Here is a 19,981-nt window from a genome sequence, read left to right on the forward strand (position 1 = left end):
ACGCCGACCGTACGGACTGACGTCGCGTGAGGGTCAAACCGGTGGCATGCCGGCCCGCACCGGCGACCCCGGGTTGTCGCACGGGCGAGGTCCGGGTGTGCCGATCGAGCCTGTGACCACGGGGGACGCTGCGAACGGCCGCGCTGCCCCGTCATCCCACCGGTCATCGCCCGACAGGGTGGGCGGCGCGCCCGGCGGGGTGGTCCGCCGTCTGAGGCCGGTGGCTGCACGGCGGGCGACATCAGGTCGACGCATCGGCGTACGGGACGGTCTATACTCGTTCTCTTAGCGCTCTCACATGAAAAAGAAAACACGTCCCCAACTAAGAGGAGCGTACCAAGGAAATGTCGAGCCGTCAAGTGTCAAGCCCCCAGATCGAGGCCGAGCAGTCCTACATCACCATGCTGTACTGCCACCTCGACGAGGCGCGTGAGCGGGCCGAGACCTCTCTGAGAGAGGCGCACCGGAGTCCAGGGGTCGGCACCGCTCGGGGCATGGTCGAGCGGGAGGTGTTCTCCGGCGAGTACGCCAGGCGCCTCGCCAGGCTCAACGGAGTGGAGCATGGCCTGTGCTTCGGCAGGATCGACGACTCCGGCGGTGAGACCCTCTACATCGGCAGGATCGGGTTGCGCGACGGCGACGGCGAGCCGGTCCTGATCGACTGGCGGGCGCCTGCCGCCCGCCCGTTCTACACCGCCACGCCCGGCAACCCGGGTTCACTGGTACGGCGCCGCCACCTGCACACTCGCGACCGGACCGTGGTCGGCGTCGACGACGAGGTGTTCGACCTCGATCGGATGAGCGACGCCGACCGCCGGTCGCTGGTCGGGGAGGCGGCGCTCCTGGCGACGCTGCGCCGGGCGAGGACCGGCAAGATGAGCGAGGTGGTGGCCACCATCCAGACCGAGCAGGACCGCGTGATCCGCTCGGGCCTGCACGGGATCCTCGTGGTCCAGGGCGGTCCTGGCACCGGTAAGACGGTCGCCGCGCTGCACCGAGCCGCCTACCTGCTCTATACGCACAGGGACGTCCTGGAGCGCAGAGGTGTTCTGATCATCGGGCCCAACGACCTGTTCTCCCGCTACATCGAGCAGGTGCTGCCCTCCCTCGGCGAGAGCGACGTGGTGATGACCACGCTCGGGCGGCTCTATCCGGGCATCGCGGCGACGGCGGAGGACGGCCCGGCCCAGGCCGTGATCAAGGGTGACCTGCGGATGGCCGAGGTGATGGCGAGAGCCGTACAGGATCGGCAGCGAGTTCCCGAAGGGGACCTCGAGGTCAAGATCCCCGCTCGGACGTCGGTGCGCGGCGGCGAGGAGGTCGTGGTCGACTGGACGACGCTCCGCGTGGACCACGGCACCTGCGTCATCGCCCGCGACCGCGCCCGTGCGCTGCGCAGCCCGCACAACGAGGCCCGGCACGTGTTCGTGCTCGACATGCTGCGGGCGCTGGCCACCGCCGAGGCCGCGCAGTACGAGTGGCTGACGGATGAGGAGGAGCTGGGGGTGGTACTGCCCGACGACGGCGACTCGTGGCTGGAGCTGCCGCCGGACGAGGAGGAGATGCGGGTCGAGGAGGAGGAGACGCTGCGGGAGGCCTGCCGGGTGCTGTGGGAGCAGCCGGCGGTACGGCGGGCGGTGGACGAGCTGTGGCCGGTCCTCACCCCGGAGCGACTGGTCGGCGAGCTGCTGTCCGACTGGGAGGCGATGCTCTCGGCGGGGCTGGACGCCGGTGAGGCGGGGGAGCTGCTACGTGCGCCGGACGCGCCGTGGACGGTGGGTGACGTGCCGCTGCTCGACGAGGCCGCCGAGCTGCTCGGCTCCGACCTGACCGGCGATCCGGAACGTGACCGGGCCGACGCCGCCGAGCGGCGCGACGAGCGGGCCTACGCCCAGGACGTGCTGACCTACAACGAGAACTTCGAGATCCTGGACGAGGCCGGGGCGAGGCTCGGTGACCTGCTGGACGTCGGCACCCTGGCCGACCGTCATCACGACCGCGGCCCGGCGCTGACCACCGCCCAGCGCGCGGCCGCCGACCGGACGTGGGTCTACGGTCATGTGATCATCGACGAGGCCCAGGAGCTGTCGGCGATGGCCTGGCGTTCGGTCATGCGGCGCATCCCGACCCGCTCACTGACCGTCGTCGGCGACATCGCCCAGACGGGGTCGGCGGCGGGCGCCCGCACCTGGGAAGAGGTGCTGGCTCCCTATGCCGAGGGCCGTTGGCGCGAGGAGCGACTGATGATCAATTATCGGACCCCGGCCGAGATCATGGACGTGGCCGCCGACGTCCTGCGCGCCGTGGCTCCCGACCAGGTCCCCCCGCGGTCGGTCCGTGCCGGCGGGGCTCCGCCTCGCGCCGTCCGCCGTACGTCATCCGGGTTCGCGGACGTGGTGGAGCCCGAGCTCGCCGCGATCGGCGAAGGGCGGTTGGCCGTCATCGTTCCCGACGCGCGTCATACCGGCTTCGCCGAGGTCGATCTCGAGACGCCGGTGGTGGTGCTCACCGTGACCCAGTCCAAGGGGCTGGAGTTCGACGCCGTCGTGGTCGTGGCCCCTGACGAGATCCTCGCCCAGTCACCCAAGGGGGGTCACGATCTCTACGTGGCGATCACCCGAGCCACCAGGCGCCTTGCCGTGGTGCACGAAGCGGAACTACCCGACATGCTCGCCAAACTCGCCCGGTGACGGTGATGAAGCCGCCTCCGGGAGGAGGAGATGGTCCTCCTGGCGGCCGCGAAGACGATACGGCCGATCGGCCACCGGACCCTCAGGAACAGGTCATCCCGGTCCGGTGAGTTCGGCTCCACCCGGGTGCGGCCATGGTGAACGGCCCGGTACGGGCGCCGATCCCCGGCCCCGGGCCTAGCGCGACTCCCAGGCCTCCCAGAGACGGGCGTAGCGGCCCCCGGCGGCGACCAGCCGTTCGTGGGGCCCCTCCTCGACGATCCGCCCGTGTTCCAGGACGACGACACGATCGGCGGAGACGGCCTGGGTCAGCCGGTGCGCCACGACCAGGGTGGTTCTGCCGCGCGTGGCCGCGGCGGCCGAGTCCTCCAGCACGCGCGCGCCCATGCTGCCCGCCTCCGCGGTGGCCTCGTCCAGCACGGCGACGGCCGGGTCGGCCAGCACCAGGCGGGCCAGGGCGAGCTGCTGCGCCTGGGCGGGCGAGAGCTCGTGACCGCCCTCCCCGACCACGGTGTCGAGGCCCTCGGGCAACGCCAGCGCCCACGGCAGCGCCCCGACCAGCTCCAGCGCCGAGGCGACCCGCTCGGCCGTCGCGCCGGGGCGGGCCAGGCGCAGGTCCTCGACGAGGGGCCCGGCGAAGACGTGGGTCTCCTGCGTGATGATCGCCACGTGTCCGCGCAGCCTCGCCGTGTCCAGCGAGGAGGGCGACACCCCGCCGATCAGCACGCTGCCGCCGGTCGGGCTCAGTGACCCGGCCGCGACGGCGGCCAGGGTCGACTTGCCCGCGCCCGTCGAGCCGACCAGGGCCACCCGGGCCCCGGCGGGCACGCGAAGGGTGACGCCGTGCAGGACCTCGGCGGAGCCGTCGTAGCTGAAGCGCACGTCGACCAGGTCGAGTGAGGCGTCGGCCGGGGCCGCTCCCCCCTCGGGCTCGGGGGCGGACTCCAGGTGGGCGACGCCGACCAGCCTGGCCAGGCTCGCCCCGGCCGCCTGCACCTCGTCGAAGACGAACAGCAACATGCCGATCGGGTTGAACAGCCGGTGGAACAGCACGGCCGCGGCGGCGGCCTCGCCGACGGTGACGGCGTCCGCGCGGACCAGCAGGAAGCCGGCGACCAGGATGGTGGTCAGGCCGCAGAACTCGGCCCTGTTGACCCGCCCCACGAAACGGGTGAACAGGTCCAGCACCCCCACCGACACCTCCCTCGAGTCGCGCGAGGCGGTGTCGATGGCGCGCAGGTGACCTTCCTCCACGCGGTAGGCGTGCACCGTGCGCACGCCCTGCATGCTCTCGACCAGCCGTTGCGACGAGCGCGCGACCGCGATGCGCTGTCTCGCGTAGTGAGGGGCGGCCCGGGGGAGATACCAGCGCAGCGCCAGCGCGTACAGCGGCACCGAGACGGCGCCGGCCAGGCCGAGCCGCCAGTCGAGGCCGGCCATCGCGGCCAGGCTCAGCGTGCCGAGCAGGACCGAGGCGATCACGCCGGGGATGACGTCGGAGACGGCCCTGGTGACCTCGGCGGCGTCCGCGCTGACGCGCGACAGCAGGTCGCCCTTGCCCGCGCGTTCCAGCCTGGTGAGCGGGAGCGTGAGGGCGCGGGCGACCGTACGCTCGCGAAGGACGGCCAGGATCTGGCCGCCCAGCCTGGCCACCAGGTAGGACGTCAGCCCGGTGGCGGCACCGCCGGTGAGGGCCGACAGCGTGATGACCACGGCGACCGCGACGATCACCGCGGTGCCCGACTGCTCGCGCACCCGGTCGACGAGGATGCCCATCACGTACGCGGGGACGACCGACGCCGTCGCGCCGAGCACGCCCACGAGCAGCGTCCCGACCACCGCGCCGCGGCGCTCGCGCAGCCGGGCGTGCAACCAGCGCCAGGTCTCACCGCCGCTCGCGACCGGCAGCAGGTCCCCTTCCCCCGCCGTGCTCATCGCTGCACCGCCCGCCTGTAGTCGTCGTCGGTGGCTCCCAGCTCGGCGTGTGATCCCTCGGCGACCACCTTGCCGCCGTCCAGCACGAACACCCGGTCGGCGGCGGCGAGGAGGGCGGGGCTGCTGGTCACGACCAGGGTGGTGAAGGTGCCGCCGCCCGTGGGGTGGCGCAGGGAGCGCAGGCCACGGGCGATGCCCTGTTCGGTGACCGCGTCCACGGCCGTGGTCGGATCGTGCAGCACCAGGATCGGTGGGCGGGCCAGCAGCGCCCTGGCCAGGGCCACCCGCTGTCGCTGGCCGCCCGATAGGCTCGCGCCTCGCTCCACCACCTGGAGTTCCAGGCCGTCGGGATGGGCGGCGACCACGTCGTCGGCCGCCGAGGCGGCCAGCACCGCCGCGAGCTCCTCCGGGCTCCCCGGCTCGCCGCCCACGGTCAGGTTGGTGGCGAGGGTGCCCTCGAACAGGTCGGTGTGGTGGGGTTCGACGAGGATCCGGCCGCCGATCCTTACGCTTCCGCCGTACTCGGCGGGGCTCACCCGTCCGGACAGCACCCGCACCAGCGCGTCGGCGTCGGCGGGGCGGTGGGCCATCACCCCGACGAGCTCGCCGGGCCCGGCCACCAGGTCCACCCCCGCGAGCGCGTCGTAGCTCAGCCCGGAGACCTCCAGCCCGGGAAGCCCCCCGTCCACCGGGCCCGGTGGGCCCGCCGCGCCGGCGTCGCCGGGCCCACCGGACGGAGGTCCGCCGGGCAGCAGCACCGGCGCGCCGGCCACGCGCGCCACCCGGTCGGCCGAGGCGCGCGCCTCGGCCACCCAGCCGGGCACCAGCGTCAGGGTGCCCACGGGTTCCATCAGGAACTGCGCCAGACCGATCACCGTCAGGAACTCGCCGGCGGAGAGCTGGCCGCGCAACGCGAACCACCCGGCGAGCACCGCGACCCCGCACGCCAGCAGCGCACCGCCCGCGCCGGAGACGGCCGCGTAGATTCCCTGGGTACGGCCGGCCCGCAGCGCGGCCGCCAGCGAGAGCCGGCTGACCCGCTCGTACCGCCGGGAGGCCGCCGCCTCGGCGCCGATGCCCCGCAGCGGCCGCACGCCGCTGACCAGGTCGGTCGCGAGCGACGCGGCCTGACCGGCCAGCTCCTGCTGGGCGGCGACGTGCCGGGTGATGTACGGCGTGCCGGCGTGCAGCGCCAGCAGCGTCAACGGCGTGGCCACCAGGACGGCCACGCCGAGGGGCAGGTCGATGAGCAGCAGCGTCACGGCGCACGTCGCCGCCGCGACCAGCGCCCCGACCGCGCGTGGCAGGTGGTCCAGGATTTCCGAGGTGTGGCCGGCGTCGTTGGAGGAGATCGTCAGCAGCTCGCCCGTGCGCAGGCCGGTGTCCAGGCCGCGCCGGTCGATGATCTTCGCGGCGAGTTCCAGGCGCAGCAGATGGGCCTCGTGGGCGATGGCGCGCATCAGGGTCCGCGCGCCGTACCGGTAGGCCAGGGTCAGCGCGGTGAACAGCGCGGCCAGCGCGGCCAGCCACCACAGCAGCGACCCGCCGTCGCCCGGGCCGATCGCGCGGTCGACGATCACACCGATGAGGATCGGCACGCTCGCCTCGCACACCTGGTGCAGGCTGAGCAGCAGGGTGCCCGCGCCCAGGCGCGCGGCGTTGCGTCTCATGGTCCTGCGCAGAACGTTCGCGCCGGTCATGCCCGCCTCTGTCGTGCGCGTTCCGGTCATGCCCGTCCCTGTCGTGCGCGTGCCCGTCCGGCCGGCGGCCACGCGAAACGGGCTCCGCCCAGGCTCACGGTCACCACCCCCACCGGTAGTTGTGCCGGAGAGAGGCCGCACCGCCAGGACGTCGCCGGCCGGCGGCGACAACGCGCAGGTGAGGGGGACATGGAGGGCTCTTTCGGGCGGCTCTGGACGGGCTGGGCGGAGAGCTCGCCTGAAGTAGGTTAGCCTTTCCTAATCAACGGGAGACTAGCCGGATCCGATGAATTTCGACAAACCGGACGTCGCGCGCCTGCGGGCCCGTCGTCCCCCGGTCACCCGCCCGCGCCGGCCGGTGGTGGGACGGCCGGGCCGAAGGTCGTCTCGAAGAGCGTGGTGAAGGTCTCCTGGAAGTCGTTCCAGTCGCCGTTCAGATTGCTCACCAGCACGCGGGTGCCCTGCCGGTCGCCCATCGCGTACGACATCGAGCCCTGGATGAAGCCGCCGCCGCCCCAGAGCGTGACCCCGCACGGGAGCCTCTGGGAGTAGACGCCGAGGCCGTACCCGGTGTCCGGGACCCAGCCCGAGCCCTCCGTCGAGACGGTGGTGAACATCTCCTCCTGCTGGGCGGGAGGCAGGAGACGGCCGCCCAGCAGGGCGTTCAGGAACCGGTGCAGATCCGAGGTCGTCGAGATCATGCCGCCGGCGGCCCCGGCCCAGCTCACGTCCATCTCGGTCACGTCGTGGATCTCCGCGTCGGGGTCGCTCTCGCCCAGCTTGGAGTAGTGGCGGGCGTGCGGGTCGCGGACCGTCTCCTCGGTGCCGGGGAGGTAGGTTCCCGTCAGGTGGAGCGGGCGGGCGAGACGGTGCTCGATCTCCTCCGCGAGGGTCGTGCCCGTCGCGAGCTCGACGATCATTCCCGCGAGAGCGTAGTTCACCTTGGAGTAGATGAAGCGCTTCCCCGGCTCCTCCGGCTGCGGGGTCTCCCGGCCGGGGATGGCGTCGGGGAGCCCGCCGGTGTGGTTGAGCAGCCGCCTGACGGTGATCCCGGTGCCGTCCGCGCCGAGGTGCTCCTCCACCACGCCGGGCAGCCACTTCGCCACCGTGTCGTCCAGGGTCAGCCTTCCCTCGGCCACCAGCTGCAGGACCACCGTGCCGGTGAACGCCTTGGTGAGGCTTCCGATGCGGAAGTGCTCACCCGGCCGGCGCTCGCGGCCGGTCGTCATGTCGGCCACCCCCGCCGTGCCGAACCACGGCGCCGAGCGGGCGTCCCTGAACTCGGCGACGACGCCGGGGCCGCCACCGCCGGCCACGACCCGGTCGAGCGCACGCCGGAGCCCGGCGTGGCCCCGGTCTCGGGCGGCCGCGGAGGCGGGGGTCATCATGGCGGCCCCTCCCACCGCCAGGGCGGCGGCGAGCAGGCTCGCGCGGGCATGGAACATCGACATCTTGCCTCCTGGGGCAGGGAAGAAGAACCGGGGGTCGAAGGGGGACACGGCACGCCGGAAGAGGGCCGCCGCGGTCGTTACCCGAGCTCGCCGTTCGCGACGGCGGTGTGGACGCGGGCCAGCAGGTCTGCGCGGTCGACGCCGGCCAGGGCCAGCGCGCGTGGCACCGTGCCGACCTCGGCCCGCAGGATCCCGAGCAGCACGTGCGCCGGTCGCAGGTCCTTCTTGCGGGAGACCGAGGCGAAGCTTCGCTCGAGGGCGAGCCTGCCCGTCGCGCCCATGGTGGGCGGGCGCTTGAGCACGGTGCTCGGCGCCGGGAGGTCGAAGGAGGCGGGGGAGACCCCGACCGTGCTCAGGCTGTGCTCGAACTCCCGGTCGAGCGCGGCCAGGACCGCCTGGTGGTCGAGGCCGACGGAGGCCAGGACACGCTGGGGGGCGGTGCCTGCCTGGGCCGCGACGGCGAGCAGGAGGTGGTGCGCCTCGACCGTGGCCGATCCGTGCCGCTGCGCCTCGACCGCCCCCTCCGTGAGGACCGTGTGGAGATATCTGTCGAACGTGTTCATGGTGAACGTCTCCTCAGCGTGACGCCCGCGGCGATGAGCCGCCTGGCGTGCTTCCGGTGGACCGCCTGGCGGGTCACGCCGAGCGCCTCGGCGACCTGCGGCCAGCTCCAGCCCTCGCGCATCGCCCGCTCGACGGCGGCGTCCTCCAGCTGGTCGGCCAGGCGCCGCAGCGCCACCACGGCCGCCAGCGCGTCGGCGGGGTCCTGGGGGTCGGGGATGTCACTCGCGGGCATGTAAGCAACATTAATTGACTAATCCGATTTTAGTCAACATGGGTTGCTTAGAAGGGGAGTGCGGGCGACGCCGATCCTCACCTGACGGAAGCGGGGCCGCGCGGGCGCTCGTGCCCGGACGCCGGGCGCGCCCGAGGTCGCCCGTACGCCCTACAGGGAGAACCGGGGGACCGGGAAGCCCGTACGGGGTGTCAGAGCGCGTCGGTGTGGGCCTGGGCGAGGCGTTCCAGCACGCCCGGGCCGTCCCGTTCCGGCGCCGGCTCGCCGAGGTGCACGGTCCGCAGCTCGGCCATGAACTCCTCCCACAGCTCCGGCCCGCCGGCCGCGAGCAGTTCCGCCCGCACCCGCAGCCGCTTCGTGGTCTGCCGGTGGCGCAGACCCCACTCGCCGAGCTGGGCGAAGACGGGCACCAGCCGGATCGACGCCTCGGTCAGGCTGTAGGCGGCCCGCCGTCCCGGCCCCGCGTCCTCGCGGGTCAGCAGACCGGCGTTGACCAGCCGCTTCAACCGGTCGGCCAGGATGTTGGAGGCGATCCCCTCCTCCGAGCCGGCGAGCAGCTCCCTGAAGTAGCGCCGGTTGCCGAACATCATGTCCCGCAGCACGAGCAGGCTCCAGCTGTCGCCGAACGCCTCGACCGCGGCATTGATCGGGCACCCCGAACGCGCCGGCTCCGCCACCTCGCACCCCACTTCCGATACTTCCGCTGCTTCCGACCTGGTTGCAATTTACCACCGGTATGGCCTAGCGTGAGGCTACCGATTGCAAAATGCAAGCAGATTACGGAGGCGACGAATGATCGACACCGAGCCGCAGACCGCGGGCGGGAAGGTGCTCTGGCACTTCACGATGTCGCTGGACGGATTCGTGGCGGGGCCGGACCACGAGATGGACTGGATGACCGGGACCCCGTCCCGTCCGGGCCTGATCGGCGAGTACGTCGAGACCACGGGCGCCGTGCTGGGAGGCCGGGACGGCTGGGACCGGTTCCCGGACGCGAGCGGCGTGTACGGCGGCGCCTGGGAAGGGCCGGTCTTCGTGCTCACCCACCACCCCGAGGACGCGAAGCCCGCCGACGGGGTCACGTTCCTGAGCTGCGACCCGGCCGAGGCGGTGCGGATCGGGCTCGCGGCGGCCGGCGGCAAGAACCTCGAGGTGCTCTCGCCTAGCATCGGCCGCCAGCTTCTAGAGCGGGGACTCATCGACGAGATCGACCTGCACATCGCGCCGGTCCTGCTGGGTGAGGGCATCCGGCTGTACGACAACCCCGGCGGTGCGCCGATCCCCCTCCACCTGGTCGGCGACGGCGACCCCACGTTGATCGTGAACGTACGCTACCGGCCCGCCGCGACGGCGAAGACCGCGGCGGGCCGGTAGCGGGGACGTGCCGGGCGACTGATGCCGCCTGCCGCGAGAGTGCCGGTGCGTGGTGTTCGGCTCGTCGTGCCCGACGCCCTCAAGCCTGCGGCCGGGTCTACGCGTGGTGTCAGGAGATGATCGGGCCGCGTCGCTCGATCGGCACTCACCGGCTCACCATCCCCGCCGCCACGTCGCAGAGGTGGCCAGACGGCCCCGCACGGCGGCGTGCCCATCCCGCTGACCATCTGGTTGCTTCATACAACTATCTGGTTGTATGGTCGAACCATGGCGGATGATCGCGAACTCCAGGAGGCCGTGGCCCGCTTCGTGCGGGCCTTCGGGCTTCACCAGCCGGACCGGACTCCCTGCGGGCAGCCCCTCCCGGTGTCGGAGGCCCACGCGCTGGGCGAGCTGGCCAGGGACGGCGCGTTGCGGCAGAGCGACCTGGCGCACCGGCTCCGGCTGGAGAAGAGCACCACCAGCCGGCTGGTCACGCAGCTCATCAACCGCGGCTGGGCCGAGCGCACTCCGGCGCCCGACGACGGGCGCGGCGTGCTGGTCCGGCTCACCCCGGACGGGGTGAAGGCCGCGGCCCGGCTGGCCGAGGCCAGAGCCGCGCGGTTCTCCGCCGTTTTGGAGCGTGTCCCCGAGGGCGAACGCGCCGACGTGTTGCGCGCCCTGACCACTCTCACGGAGGCCATGGATGAAACTTGAGGATCGACGCGTTCAGGCGCTCGCCGCGGCGCTCGCGCTCATCGTCGTCGCCACGACGGCGTACGTGCTCACCGGCCTGAACGAGCAGCGGGCGCTGGCCGCCCGGCAGGCCGAGATCGCGGCCAGGAGCCGGCAGGTGATGCCGTTCGACCTGGAGCGCACCACGCACCACTTCGCCAAGTCCGCCACCGGCGGCGTGCAGACGGTCACCTCCGACGACCCCGCCGACGCCGAGCAGGTCACGCTGATCCGCGAGCACCTGACCGCCGAGGCCGCGGGCTTCGGCAGGGGCGACTACGGTGACCCCGCCTCCATCCACGGCGGTGAGATGCCGGGCCTGCGCGACCTCGAACAGGGCCACGACCGCATCGACATCCGCTACGCCGAACTGCCCTCAGGCGCCAGGATCACCTACACCACCTCCGACGCGCCACTGGTCACGGCGTTGCACGCGTGGTTCGACGCCCAGGTCACCGACCACGGCCAGCACGCGGAACACGGCTGACCTCACCTCCCGAACGCCTTTCTCGCCGCCGGATCCGCCCGCCTCATTCATACCTGGCCGGGGTAGGGTTTCCTTTACCCGTATACCTAACCCCGGTAGTGTATTGCCCTGAATGATGGGTTCTCCCGGGGGTCGGGCCACCCCCGCCGACCGTCCAGCGGGCGCGGCGAACGCCCCCGGCCCGACGCCGCGCGATCGGGCCCCGTCCCGCCCGGCAGGCCACGGTGCGGGAGAGCTGCTGATGCGGGCCGTGGCCGAAGCCGCCGACGGCAAGGTGATCCGCTGGGAGGTGGCCGAGGCCAACGTGGCCGCGCAACGCTTCTACGCGCGCATCGGCGCCACTCTCGTCTCCAAGAAGATCGGCCGCTGGCAGCCGCGGTGACCGAACTTCGCGGCGCCCGGCGGTGCCGGGACCAGGGCGCGCGTACCGCTCAGCCGAGGGTGACCCAGGTCGGCTCGCACGGGACCGTCCGCACCCCGCCCGGCGGCGAGGGCGGGGTGGCTCACCCGGTACCCCCGCCACCCGGCCGCCCCTCACCGATCAGGCGCTCGGCGTGGTCTCCTTCCAGGCGTCGGCCCACCCTCCCTGCACCATGGTCTGGAAGACCCACCGGCCCCCCGACTTCACCAGCAGGTCCGCGTAACGCATGCCGTACGCCTCACCGTTTACCGTCATCGTCGCGTCGGTGATCACGACGACCAGGTTCGCGGTCAGGAAGTGGGGGGTGCGGACCGACTCCATCGTGAGGTCGCCCGCCTCCCCGCCTCCCATCACCTCGGCCATCGTGCGCGTGAACCGCTCCCTCGTCCACCGGTCGGCCAGGCCGTCGCCGTCGGGACCGTCGGTCACCACGTTGAGCGGGAACATCGCCATGTCCGCCATGCGCTCGACGTCGACCTTCGCGCTGTGGGCGTCGTACTCGGCGAACCACGCCTCGACGCTCTCCCGGTCGTCGTCCGTCGGCGTGAAGGCACCGCCACCGAACGGGGATTCCTGGACCTCTGACACTGTTCCGCTCCTTCGTCGACGACGCGTCCTGCCGGTCCCTCACCCGCCACCGGACGGCGTGGAACACCGTCCGGCGGCAGCTCCGAGCCGTACGAGATACCGTACACCGTACGGAAGATCTGTCAAGCGAGACGGCCGGGAACCGCGCCCGGCGGGGTTCGGGGATTCCGGTAAATCGGTCGGTCGTGGCGACGTTCGCGCCGCCTTCGACGGCGTCGGAGCGGTTCCGCTCCTCGTGCAGGTACGTGACAAGGTCGTCGTCCCAGGCCGGGTGCCGGCCGATCGCCCGCGCCAGGTCCCAGCCGTGCACGACCGGCTCGCCCGCCACCATGCCTTCGACCAGCGATGCCGGCAGCTCCATCGGGCCGCCCATGCGCGTCGTCCCCTCCCGCGCGGCGGGCCGGCTCCAGGCGGCCACGGTGCGCTTGACCTGGATCTCAAGGGCGGCGGCGTAGTCCCCCTCGGTCAGGTCCATCTCCGTCTCGCTCCCCGCGGGCGGCGGCACGGACTCCTTGCGCGCGGCCGCCTCGAGCGACGGTTCCCAGAACGGCAGGTGGTTGACCAGCCCGCGCACGTCGTACCCGGAGCACGGGGTCCGGGCGTTCAGCCGGTTCGGCTCGATGGCGTGAATGATCTCCGTCAAGGGTGCGGCCGCGGCGGGGCGTCTGCGGTGGGCATCAGATCAAGGTGCTGGAAGGCAGGAGCGGCGTGTTCGGAGTGACGTTCCGGCCGGGGGGATTCCGGCCGTTCCTGCGCGCGCCCGGCTCGACGATCGCGAACGCTCCGAATGTATAGCAATGCTATGCTATATATTCTGGTGCCATGGTGAGGACGAAGGATCCGGCGGTCCGCACCCTGCTCATCGAGCGGGCCGCGCACATGCTCCGCACCCGCGAGCCCATCACCCTGCGATCACTGGTGGCCGGGACCGGGGTGTCGACGATGGCCGTTTACACCTATTTCGGAAACATGGACGGCATGTGGAAGGCCCTGCGCCAGGAGGGCTTCACCCGCCTGGCGGCCAGGTTCACGACGGTGACGATGTCCACGGACCCGGTGCGGGACCTGACCGCCATGGTCGCCGCCTACCTCCGTAACGCCCTGGACCACCCCGACCTGTACCGGGTCATGTTCGACGCGAACTTCGAACTCGAAGACCTCAAGGCCGCGGACGCGACCCTGGAGCATCTGGTCCAGGCCGTCGAACGAGGCAGGATGGCCGGCCGCTTCCGCGCCGACACCGACCCGCTGGAACTGGCGATCCAGAGCTGGGTCGTCGTCCACGGGCTGGCCTCCCTGGTCGCCAACGGCCCGCTGCCGCGCGAAACGCTCGCTCACGGCATCCCCCTGCTGACCGCGCTGTTCGTCAGCAGGGGAGACGACCCCGGCAGGTGCCGCCTGTCGGTCGAGAACGGCTGGAAGCAACTGCGCCCGCCTGGCGGATAGCCCGCCACCTCGGCTCATCGGCCGCGGCAGGGCCTGCCCTTATACGAAATTTCCGATTTCGCTCCTCACGCGCCGTCTCCTTGGCGCGATCAAGGTGAGGGCGGCGCCCGGCGGGGTGCCGGGTCGGTGGCCCGGTGGTCTCGGGGCCGCCCATGTCCGGCTCCCGCGGAAGGGGCCCGACCGGCGCGGGCGGGGGTCCACCGGCCGGAAAATCCGATTGCGCGCGGGAAACGGGATGATGTTGGGTCGGATCCCGTGACCGCATTCGACGCACTCGTGCGTCCCGACCGTTACCCGCTTTCCTCCGCCTACGATCCGGCCTGGCTGCTCGGACTCGACATGGGACCTCATCCGCTGTGGATGCTGGAAGACCTCGCCCGCGACCTCGACCTGAGGCCCGGCATGCGGGTGCTGGACCTCGGTTCCGGCAAGGGGGCGACGTCGGTGTTCATGGCCCGCGAGTACGGTGTCCAGGTCGTCGCGACCGACTGGTGGATCGGCGCGGACGAGGCGGCGGAGGTCTTCGCCGAGGCCGGCGTCGGTGACCAGGTGGAGGCGGTGCGCGCCGAGGCCCACGTCCTGCCGTTCGAGAAGGAGAGTTTCGACGCCGTCGTGAGCATCGACGCCTTCGAGTACTTTGGCACGGCCGACAGCTACCTGCCCTACCTGGCGGGGTTCCTCCGCCCCGGAGGCCGGCTCGGGATGGCCACCCCCGGGATGACGCGCGAGGTCCGCGAGCTCGGTGCGATCCCCGCGCACATCAAGGAAGTGGTCGGCTGGGAGGCCATCGCCTGGCACACACCACAGTGGTGGCGTTTCCAGTGGGAGATCACCGAGCTGGTGGAGGTCACCTCCGCCCGGTTGCAGGAGGGCGGCTGGGAGAACTGGCTGCTCTGGGCCAGAGCCTGCGCCGACCACCGGCCGGAGAAGCGTGTCGCGCATCAGCCGGTGATCGACATGCTCGTCGCGGACGGCGGCGAGTTCCTCGGCTTCACCCTGGTGACCGCCCGCAAGAGGTGACCGCCCCCTCCGGGACAGGCGGTGAGGACGCCGTCCCGGAGGGGGGTTCGGTCAGAGCCTCCGGTAGTAGACGGCGACCGGAAGCGGGATGCCTCCGAGCTTCTCGTAGAGAGCTCTGGCGGGCGCGTGGAAGGGGTCGCCCCCGGTGCCGATCTCGACCACCTCGGCTCCGAGAGCCCGCATCTCACCGAAGGCGTGCTCGCACAGCGCGGTGCCCGCGCGGTTGCGGCGGTGCTCGGCCGAGACGGCGAGATGCGTGATGGTCCCGTTCCGGCGAGCCGGGTCGACGCTCCAGGCCACGTAGCCGACGACGACGTCCCCGGTCTCGGCGACCGCGACGTACTTGTGCAGGTCCGGGTCGTGGAGTTCGGCGACCTGCTCGCGATAGTCGCCGCGCCAGTCGCCGTGCTGGTTGGCGAAGACGACCTCACCCACCAGGGGGCGGAAGTGGTCCTCGTAGAACGGCCGGAACGTCTCGATGGTCAATGCGGTGAGCCGCGCCAGGTCGTGCTGAACGAACGGGCGGATGAGCATGGAAGTGCGCCTTTCGGACTGAGGGTTTGACACCCGAACGAGAAAAGGGCATCGGTCGGCCCGCTCACGGCCTGGTTCCGGCGGCGAACAGGCCCTCAGTGACGGGTACGCCAAGCGGCGAAGCACTCCATGGCACACCACGATAGCGGTCCGCCGGACAGCGGCGTCACCCGGAACACCTCGGTGCCGTGCGCTCCCGGGCGCCTCGACGGGGACCACCCGAACGGCACCCGCCGGCCCTCCTTGCGGGCCGCGTGTCCCGTCGAGCCTTGAGGGCCACATGTCACGCGGGGTGGTATTCGCTTCTAAGCTCGGGGTGTGGCGAAATACCTTGATGTGCATCCGAACAGTCCCCAGCCCCGGCTGATCGGCCAGGTGGTCGAGCTCCTGCGCGCGGACGGGCTGATCGCGTACCCGACGGACTCCGGTTACGCGCTGGGATGCCGGCTGGGCAACAAGGAGGGGATCGACCGGATCAGGGAGATCCGCGACCTCGGCAGCGACCACCACTTCACCCTGGTCTGTAGAGATTTCGCTCAGTTCGGCCAGTTCGTGCATGTAAGCAATGCGCTGTTCCGCTCGGTCAAGGCGGCGACCCCCGGCGGTTACACCTTCATCCTGCCCGCGACCAAGGAGGTGCCGCGGCGGTTGCTGCATCCCCGGAAGAAGACGGTCGGCGTCCGGATCCCCGATCACGTCGTCACGCAGGCGCTGCTGGCCGAACTCGGCGAACCGCTGGTGTCGAGCACCCTGCTGCTGCCCGACGAGGCCGAGCCCCTGACGCAGGGCTGGGAGATCAAGGAGAGGCTCGACCACGTGGTGGACGCCGTCATCGACTCCGGCGAGTGCGGCGCCGTCCCGACGACGGTCGTCGACTTCTCGCAGGGTGAGCCCGAGATCCTCCGCCGAGGCACCGGAGACCCGTCCCTCTTCGAATAGGACGGCGGTGCTCGTTCTTCACCCCCGGGCACCCTGTCGCCGCCGGAGTCGCTCGTCATGGACGCGGCCCCCACCTCTCGCCACGGCGGCATCGGACATCGCGGTGCCGCCGCCGGCGAGGTCGTCCTCGTGGCCCGATCCCGGCACGGACGGTGTCCGTCTTAGCGGAGCGGGCCCGGAACTCCTGTTAGCGTTATCGCATAGGGGGTGAGCTGCTTTGAAGGCGAAATCGAACGACGGCCCGCCGCGCTCCAGACCTGCTGTGCTGGAGGACGTCGCCGCGCTCGCCGGAGTGTCGGCGATGACCGTCTCCCGGGCGCTCAACGCGCCCGAGAGGGTGCACACCGAAACCCGGGCGCGCGTGCTGGCCGCGGTGCAGGAGCTGGACTACCGGCCCAACGCCGCGGCCCGCCAGCTCGCCACGGGACGGTCGGGGGTGCTGGGCGTGGTCAGCATCGACACGACCCTGTACGGTCCGGCCTCGACCCTCCACAGCATCGAGCGTGCCGCGAGGCTCAACGACTACGCCGTGAGCATCGCCAGCCTGAGCACGCTCGACCGTCGTTCGATCGAGGAGAGCCTCCGCCAGCTGCGCTCCCAGTCGGTGGACGGCGTCATCATCGTCGCCCCGCACGAGTCGGCGGCCGACGGCCTGCGCCACCTGTCGTCGGATATCCCCGTGGTCGCGGTCGACGCCGGGGCCGGCCTTTCCGTTCCCGTCGTCATGGTCGACCAGCGGGCGGGAGCGGCACGGGCGACCAGGCATCTGCTCAGCCTCGGCCATGAGACGGTGTGGCATGTGGCGGGCCCGGCCAGCTGGATCGACGCCAACGGCCGGGTCGAGGGCTGGCGCGAGGTGCTGGAGGCCGGAGGGCACCGGGTTCCCGAGGTGCTGCGCGGGGACTGGAGCTCGCGCTCCGGCTACCAGCTCGGCCGCCGCCTGGCACAGGACCCCGAGGTCACGGCCATCTTCGTGGGCAACGACCAGATGGCCCTGGGCGTGCTGAGAGCACTGCGCGAGGCCGGGCGGCGCGTTCCCGAGGACGTCAGCGTGGTGGGCTTCGACGACGTGCCGGAGTCCGCCTACTTCTGGCCCCCGCTCACGACGGTCCGGCAGGATTTCGAGGAGGTCGGCAGCCACGCCTTCCACGTGCTGCTCGACCAGATGGCGGGCAGGCCGAGCCAGCCCCGGCGGCTGGTGGAGCCCGAGCTCATCGTGCGGGAGAGCACCGGAGCCGCGCCGAGCTGACGCGGGAGAGCGCTGGGGCCGCGCCGAGCTGACGCGGGAGAGCGCTGGGGCCGCGCCGAGCTGACGCGGGAGAGCGCTGGGGCCGCGCCGAGCTGACGCGGGAGAGCGCTGGGGCCGCGCCGAGCTGACGCGGGAGAGCGCTGGGGCCGCGCCGAGCTGACGCGGGAGAGCGCTGGGGCCGCGCCGAGCTGACGCGGCCGTCGAGCGCACACCGGGACGGCCTGAGGCTCCATACGACCCTCAAAGAGCTTCAGGCCCTGCTGGTCACCTGGACCGGCCGATGCCCCACCTGCCGCTACGTGGCGGTGTGGAACGAGCCGGACGCCGAGCTGCGCCGCAAGGTGAGCGGGGCGAGGTTATGTTAGCGCTAACTTATTTCTGTACGAAATCTCGGTAATCCCTGGAGCGATGACCGGATCCCCGGATTGCCGATGGGGCGGTGAGGGCCGGGCCGCGTCCGTGTTTCCGGCGCGTTTCGCAGAGTGTTAACGCTCACAGCATGGTTGTCAACACCCGGATTACCGGACGGGAGCGGCCCGCGCTCTGCCGATGGGCCGATAGGGCGCCGCTGACCTGCACTTTCGAGAGGCCTGTCGTCGCTCGCCGGCCGGTCGGCGACGGTGGCTCGCCGGCCGGGCGTCATGGGGTATTGACCGACCGGATGTTAGCGATCACACTGATGTGACGCCGATGTAACCTCTGTCCGGCCGCGGTTTCCTGTTCGCGTTTCGGCATGTCGGCGGTCACGTGGTGCCGTAAAAGATAAATATTCGCGATACGAATTGTTAGCGCTAACACGAATAGTCCGATAGAGGGGCGAGGCAGGACGCGCCCGTGTCCCTCGACGCGGCCGTACACGACGCCACCGGCCCGCGCCCGGCCACGGGAGCCGGCCGCCCCGGCCGGTCCGCGCGGCACGCGGCCCCCGTACCGTCCAGCCCCCACCGGCGCCGCGCCCGGCGCCGCCGACGACGAGAAGGCAGGGAGACCACCCTCGACCGGATGCATCGCCGGGGACGGCGCCATCCGCCCCATCGTGCCCGCTCCCAAAGGAGAAACGCATGTTGAAAGCCTTGTCCCGGGTGGGCGCGGTGCTCGCCGCCTGCCTGATGTTCACCTCGTGGTCGCTGGCCGTCCCGAAGGAGGCGGCCGCCCTCGAACCTTTCACCGGGTACCTGATGGCGCACTTCACCGGGGAGTCGGCGAACGGCGAGCAGATCTACCTCGCCCACAGCGACGACGGGCTGCGCTGGACCGACCTGAACAACGGCGCGGTGGTCCTGCGCTCCACGGTCGGCACCCGAGGGGTCCGCGACCCCGCCCTCGTCCGCTCTCCCGCCGGGGACCGGTACTGGATCGTCGCGACGGACCTGCGCATCGCCAGCGGCACCTCGTGGGGCGACGCCTCGAGCCGGGGCAGCACCTCGCTCGTCGTGTGGGAGTCGACCGACCTGGTGAACTGGTCGGCCCCGTGGCTGATCAACGTCGCGGGCGGCATCCCCGGCGCGGGCAACGCCTGGGCGCCCGAGGCCATCTACAACCCCGAGACCGGCGACTACGTCCTGTACTGGGCGACGAACTCGTCCCGCAACGGCGTGACCAAGCACCGCATCTGGTACACGCGCACCGCTGACTTCCGCAGCTTCTCCGCACCGCAGCTGTACATCGACCGCGGGACCGGCCAGGGCATCATCGACACGCAGATCGTCGACGTGCCCGGCAGCGTCGGCGGCTACCGGTACTACCGGGCCTCGGCGGACGGCCACATCACGATCGAGGCGAGCAACTCGATCCTGGGATCCTGGACGACCCTCGGGAACCTGTCGCACATGGGCATCTCCAACGGCACGGGCGGCGGCAACGTCGTGGAGGGCCCGATGTGGGCGCAGTTCAACGGCCGCAACGAGTGGGCCCTGTGGCTGGACCAGTACGCCACCGGCCGCGGCTACATGCCCATCACCTCCACCAACCTGGGCAGCACGCGCAACTTCCAGACGCGCTCCGACTACGGCATGGGCGTCAACCGCAAGCGCCACGGCTCCATCCTCAACCTGACCGCCGCGGAGGAGAACCGCGTCCTCGGCCGCTGGGGCGCCACCGCGCCGGTCAACCGCATCCAGTCGTACAACTTCCAGACCCGCTACGTGCGGCACGCGAACCTCGACGTGCGCATCGACGCGAACGTCAGCCCCGCCCAGGACGCGCAGTTCCGGCTGGTGCCGGGCCTGGCGAACGGCAGCGGCTACGTGTCCTTCGCGTCGGTGAACTATCCCGGGTACTACCTGCGGCACTACGGGTACGATTTCGTCCTCGCGCCCGACGACGGCACCGCCACCTTCGCGGCGGACGCCACGTTCCGCCAGGTCGCCGGGCTCGCCAACGCGTCGTGGACGTCCTTCCAGTCGTACAACTTCCCCGACCGGTACATCAGGCACTACGACTACCTGCTCCGGCTCGACCCGATCAACGACGCGCAGGGCCGAGGCGACGCCACCTTCCGCGTGACGACGTGACGACGTGATCTCCGGCGAGCCGCCGTGCGGCTCGCCGGACCCGGGATCTCCCTGGCCCGCCCTCCGCGCGAGGGCGGCGGCCGGGCCAGGTCACCTTCCGGCGCGGGAGGTCGCGAGCAGGCGC

Annotated in this window: 19 protein-coding genes and 1 pseudogene; 11 read left to right on the forward strand and 9 right to left on the reverse strand. The window is 71.7% G+C overall.

The annotated features are described in order from the left end of the window. Window positions 1-344: 344 nt before the first annotated feature. A complete protein-coding gene (locus ACTOQ2_RS35175; protein ID WP_440105146.1) occupies window positions 345-2,690 on the forward strand; it encodes a HelD family protein in 2,346 nt (781 codons plus the stop codon). Between the two features lie 177 nt (window positions 2,691-2,867). Here ACTOQ2_RS35175 and ACTOQ2_RS35180 read toward each other — a convergent pair whose 3' ends face one another. The 6 genes from ACTOQ2_RS35180 to ACTOQ2_RS35205 form a co-directional block, all read right to left on the reverse strand. Further along, window positions 2,868-4,625, reverse strand: coding sequence for an ABC transporter ATP-binding protein (locus tag ACTOQ2_RS35180; RefSeq protein ID WP_440105147.1), 1,758 nt, complete (start codon window positions 4,623-4,625; stop codon window positions 2,868-2,870). Next, window positions 4,622-6,355 carry an ABC transporter transmembrane domain-containing protein gene (locus ACTOQ2_RS35185; protein ID WP_440105148.1) on the reverse strand — a complete coding sequence of 578 codons (1,734 nt, stop codon included), beginning with the start codon at window positions 6,353-6,355 and terminating at the stop codon, window positions 4,622-4,624. Before ACTOQ2_RS35185 ends, ACTOQ2_RS35180 begins: the two co-directional genes overlap by 4 nt. Before the next feature lie 308 nt (window positions 6,356-6,663). Beyond that, entirely contained in the window at window positions 6,664-7,776 is a 1,113-nt protein-coding gene (locus tag ACTOQ2_RS35190) for a serine hydrolase domain-containing protein (protein WP_440105149.1), read from the reverse strand. A 77-nt stretch (window positions 7,777-7,853) separates the two neighbouring features. Then, entirely contained in the window at window positions 7,854-8,339 is a 486-nt protein-coding gene (locus ACTOQ2_RS35195) for a Clp protease N-terminal domain-containing protein (protein ID WP_440105150.1), read from the reverse strand. Continuing rightward, a complete protein-coding gene (locus tag ACTOQ2_RS35200; RefSeq protein ID WP_440105151.1) occupies window positions 8,336-8,572 on the reverse strand; it encodes a hypothetical protein in 237 nt (78 codons plus the stop codon). The genes ACTOQ2_RS35195 and ACTOQ2_RS35200 overlap by 4 nt, the downstream gene beginning before the upstream one ends. 191 nt (window positions 8,573-8,763) lie before the next feature. Then, window positions 8,764-9,249 (reverse strand): winged helix-turn-helix transcriptional regulator, encoded by a 486-nt coding sequence (locus ACTOQ2_RS35205; RefSeq protein WP_440105152.1) that lies wholly within the window; start codon window positions 9,247-9,249, stop codon window positions 8,764-8,766. Window positions 9,250-9,364: 115 nt separating this feature from the next. On the opposite strand from ACTOQ2_RS35205, the gene ACTOQ2_RS35210 reads away from it, so the two are divergent. From ACTOQ2_RS35210 to ACTOQ2_RS35225, 4 genes are all read left to right on the forward strand, one after another. Next, on the forward strand, window positions 9,365-9,946 hold the full coding sequence (locus tag ACTOQ2_RS35210) for a dihydrofolate reductase family protein (protein ID WP_440105153.1): 582 nt from the start codon (window positions 9,365-9,367) through the stop codon (window positions 9,944-9,946). A 267-nt stretch (window positions 9,947-10,213) separates the two neighbouring features. Further along, window positions 10,214-10,642 carry a MarR family winged helix-turn-helix transcriptional regulator gene (locus ACTOQ2_RS35215; RefSeq protein ID WP_440105154.1) on the forward strand — a complete coding sequence of 143 codons (429 nt, stop codon included), beginning with the start codon at window positions 10,214-10,216 and terminating at the stop codon, window positions 10,640-10,642. Then, window positions 10,632-11,147 (forward strand): hypothetical protein, encoded by a 516-nt coding sequence (locus ACTOQ2_RS35220; protein WP_440105155.1) that lies wholly within the window; start codon window positions 10,632-10,634, stop codon window positions 11,145-11,147. Before ACTOQ2_RS35215 ends, ACTOQ2_RS35220 begins: the two co-directional genes overlap by 11 nt. A gap of 115 nt (window positions 11,148-11,262) precedes the next feature. Beyond that, window positions 11,263-11,529 carry a GNAT family N-acetyltransferase gene (locus ACTOQ2_RS35225; protein ID WP_440105156.1) on the forward strand — a complete coding sequence of 89 codons (267 nt, stop codon included), beginning with the start codon at window positions 11,263-11,265 and terminating at the stop codon, window positions 11,527-11,529. 159 nt (window positions 11,530-11,688) lie between these two features. Here ACTOQ2_RS35225 and ACTOQ2_RS35230 read toward each other — a convergent pair whose 3' ends face one another. Together ACTOQ2_RS35230 and ACTOQ2_RS35235 are read right to left on the reverse strand one after the other, a co-directional pair. Continuing rightward, window positions 11,689-12,156 carry a nuclear transport factor 2 family protein gene (locus ACTOQ2_RS35230; protein WP_440105157.1) on the reverse strand — a complete coding sequence of 156 codons (468 nt, stop codon included), beginning with the start codon at window positions 12,154-12,156 and terminating at the stop codon, window positions 11,689-11,691. A gap of 241 nt (window positions 12,157-12,397) precedes the next feature. Continuing rightward, window positions 12,398-12,802, reverse strand: a pseudogene (locus ACTOQ2_RS35235) (TIGR03086 family metal-binding protein); the annotation flags it as partial. Between the two features lie 41 nt (window positions 12,803-12,843). On the opposite strand from ACTOQ2_RS35235, the gene ACTOQ2_RS35240 reads away from it, so the two are divergent. The 3 genes from ACTOQ2_RS35240 to ACTOQ2_RS35250 all read left to right on the forward strand — a co-directional run bounded on the left by ACTOQ2_RS35240 (window position 12,844) and on the right by ACTOQ2_RS35250 (window position 14,622). Continuing rightward, complete coding sequence (locus tag ACTOQ2_RS35240) at window positions 12,844-12,951, forward strand: DUF6597 domain-containing transcriptional factor (protein ID WP_440105158.1); 108 nt, start codon at window positions 12,844-12,846, stop codon at window positions 12,949-12,951. Between the two features lie 27 nt (window positions 12,952-12,978). After that, complete coding sequence (locus ACTOQ2_RS35245) at window positions 12,979-13,602, forward strand: TetR/AcrR family transcriptional regulator (protein ID WP_440105159.1); 624 nt, start codon at window positions 12,979-12,981, stop codon at window positions 13,600-13,602. A gap of 255 nt (window positions 13,603-13,857) precedes the next feature. Further along, window positions 13,858-14,622 (forward strand): SAM-dependent methyltransferase, encoded by a 765-nt coding sequence (locus ACTOQ2_RS35250; protein WP_440105160.1) that lies wholly within the window; start codon window positions 13,858-13,860, stop codon window positions 14,620-14,622. A gap of 51 nt (window positions 14,623-14,673) precedes the next feature. Here the strand turns inward: ACTOQ2_RS35250 and ACTOQ2_RS35255 are convergent, their stop codons facing one another. Then, window positions 14,674-15,156, reverse strand: a complete 483-nt coding sequence (locus tag ACTOQ2_RS35255) for a GNAT family N-acetyltransferase (RefSeq protein WP_440105161.1) — start codon at window positions 15,154-15,156, stop codon at window positions 14,674-14,676. Between the two features lie 318 nt (window positions 15,157-15,474). On the opposite strand from ACTOQ2_RS35255, the gene ACTOQ2_RS35260 reads away from it, so the two are divergent. The 3 genes from ACTOQ2_RS35260 to ACTOQ2_RS35270 all read left to right on the forward strand — a co-directional run bounded on the left by ACTOQ2_RS35260 (window position 15,475) and on the right by ACTOQ2_RS35270 (window position 19,857). Beyond that, window positions 15,475-16,095, forward strand: coding sequence for an L-threonylcarbamoyladenylate synthase (locus ACTOQ2_RS35260; RefSeq protein ID WP_440072945.1), 621 nt, complete (start codon window positions 15,475-15,477; stop codon window positions 16,093-16,095). A gap of 217 nt (window positions 16,096-16,312) precedes the next feature. Beyond that, on the forward strand, window positions 16,313-17,344 hold the full coding sequence (locus ACTOQ2_RS35265; RefSeq protein ID WP_440105162.1) for a LacI family DNA-binding transcriptional regulator: 1,032 nt from the start codon (window positions 16,313-16,315) through the stop codon (window positions 17,342-17,344). Between the two features lie 1,061 nt (window positions 17,345-18,405). Further along, the gene (locus ACTOQ2_RS35270; RefSeq protein ID WP_440105163.1) at window positions 18,406-19,857 is read left to right on the forward strand and encodes a glycoside hydrolase family 43 protein; all 1,452 of its coding nucleotides are present in this window, start codon (window positions 18,406-18,408) and stop codon (window positions 19,855-19,857) included. The last annotated feature ends 124 nt before the right edge of the window (window positions 19,858-19,981 follow it).

Origin of the sequence: Streptosporangium sp. H16 (assembly GCF_051918855.1) — a bacterium.
In the GTDB taxonomy this organism is placed as follows: domain Bacteria; phylum Actinomycetota; class Actinomycetes; order Streptosporangiales; family Streptosporangiaceae; genus Streptosporangium.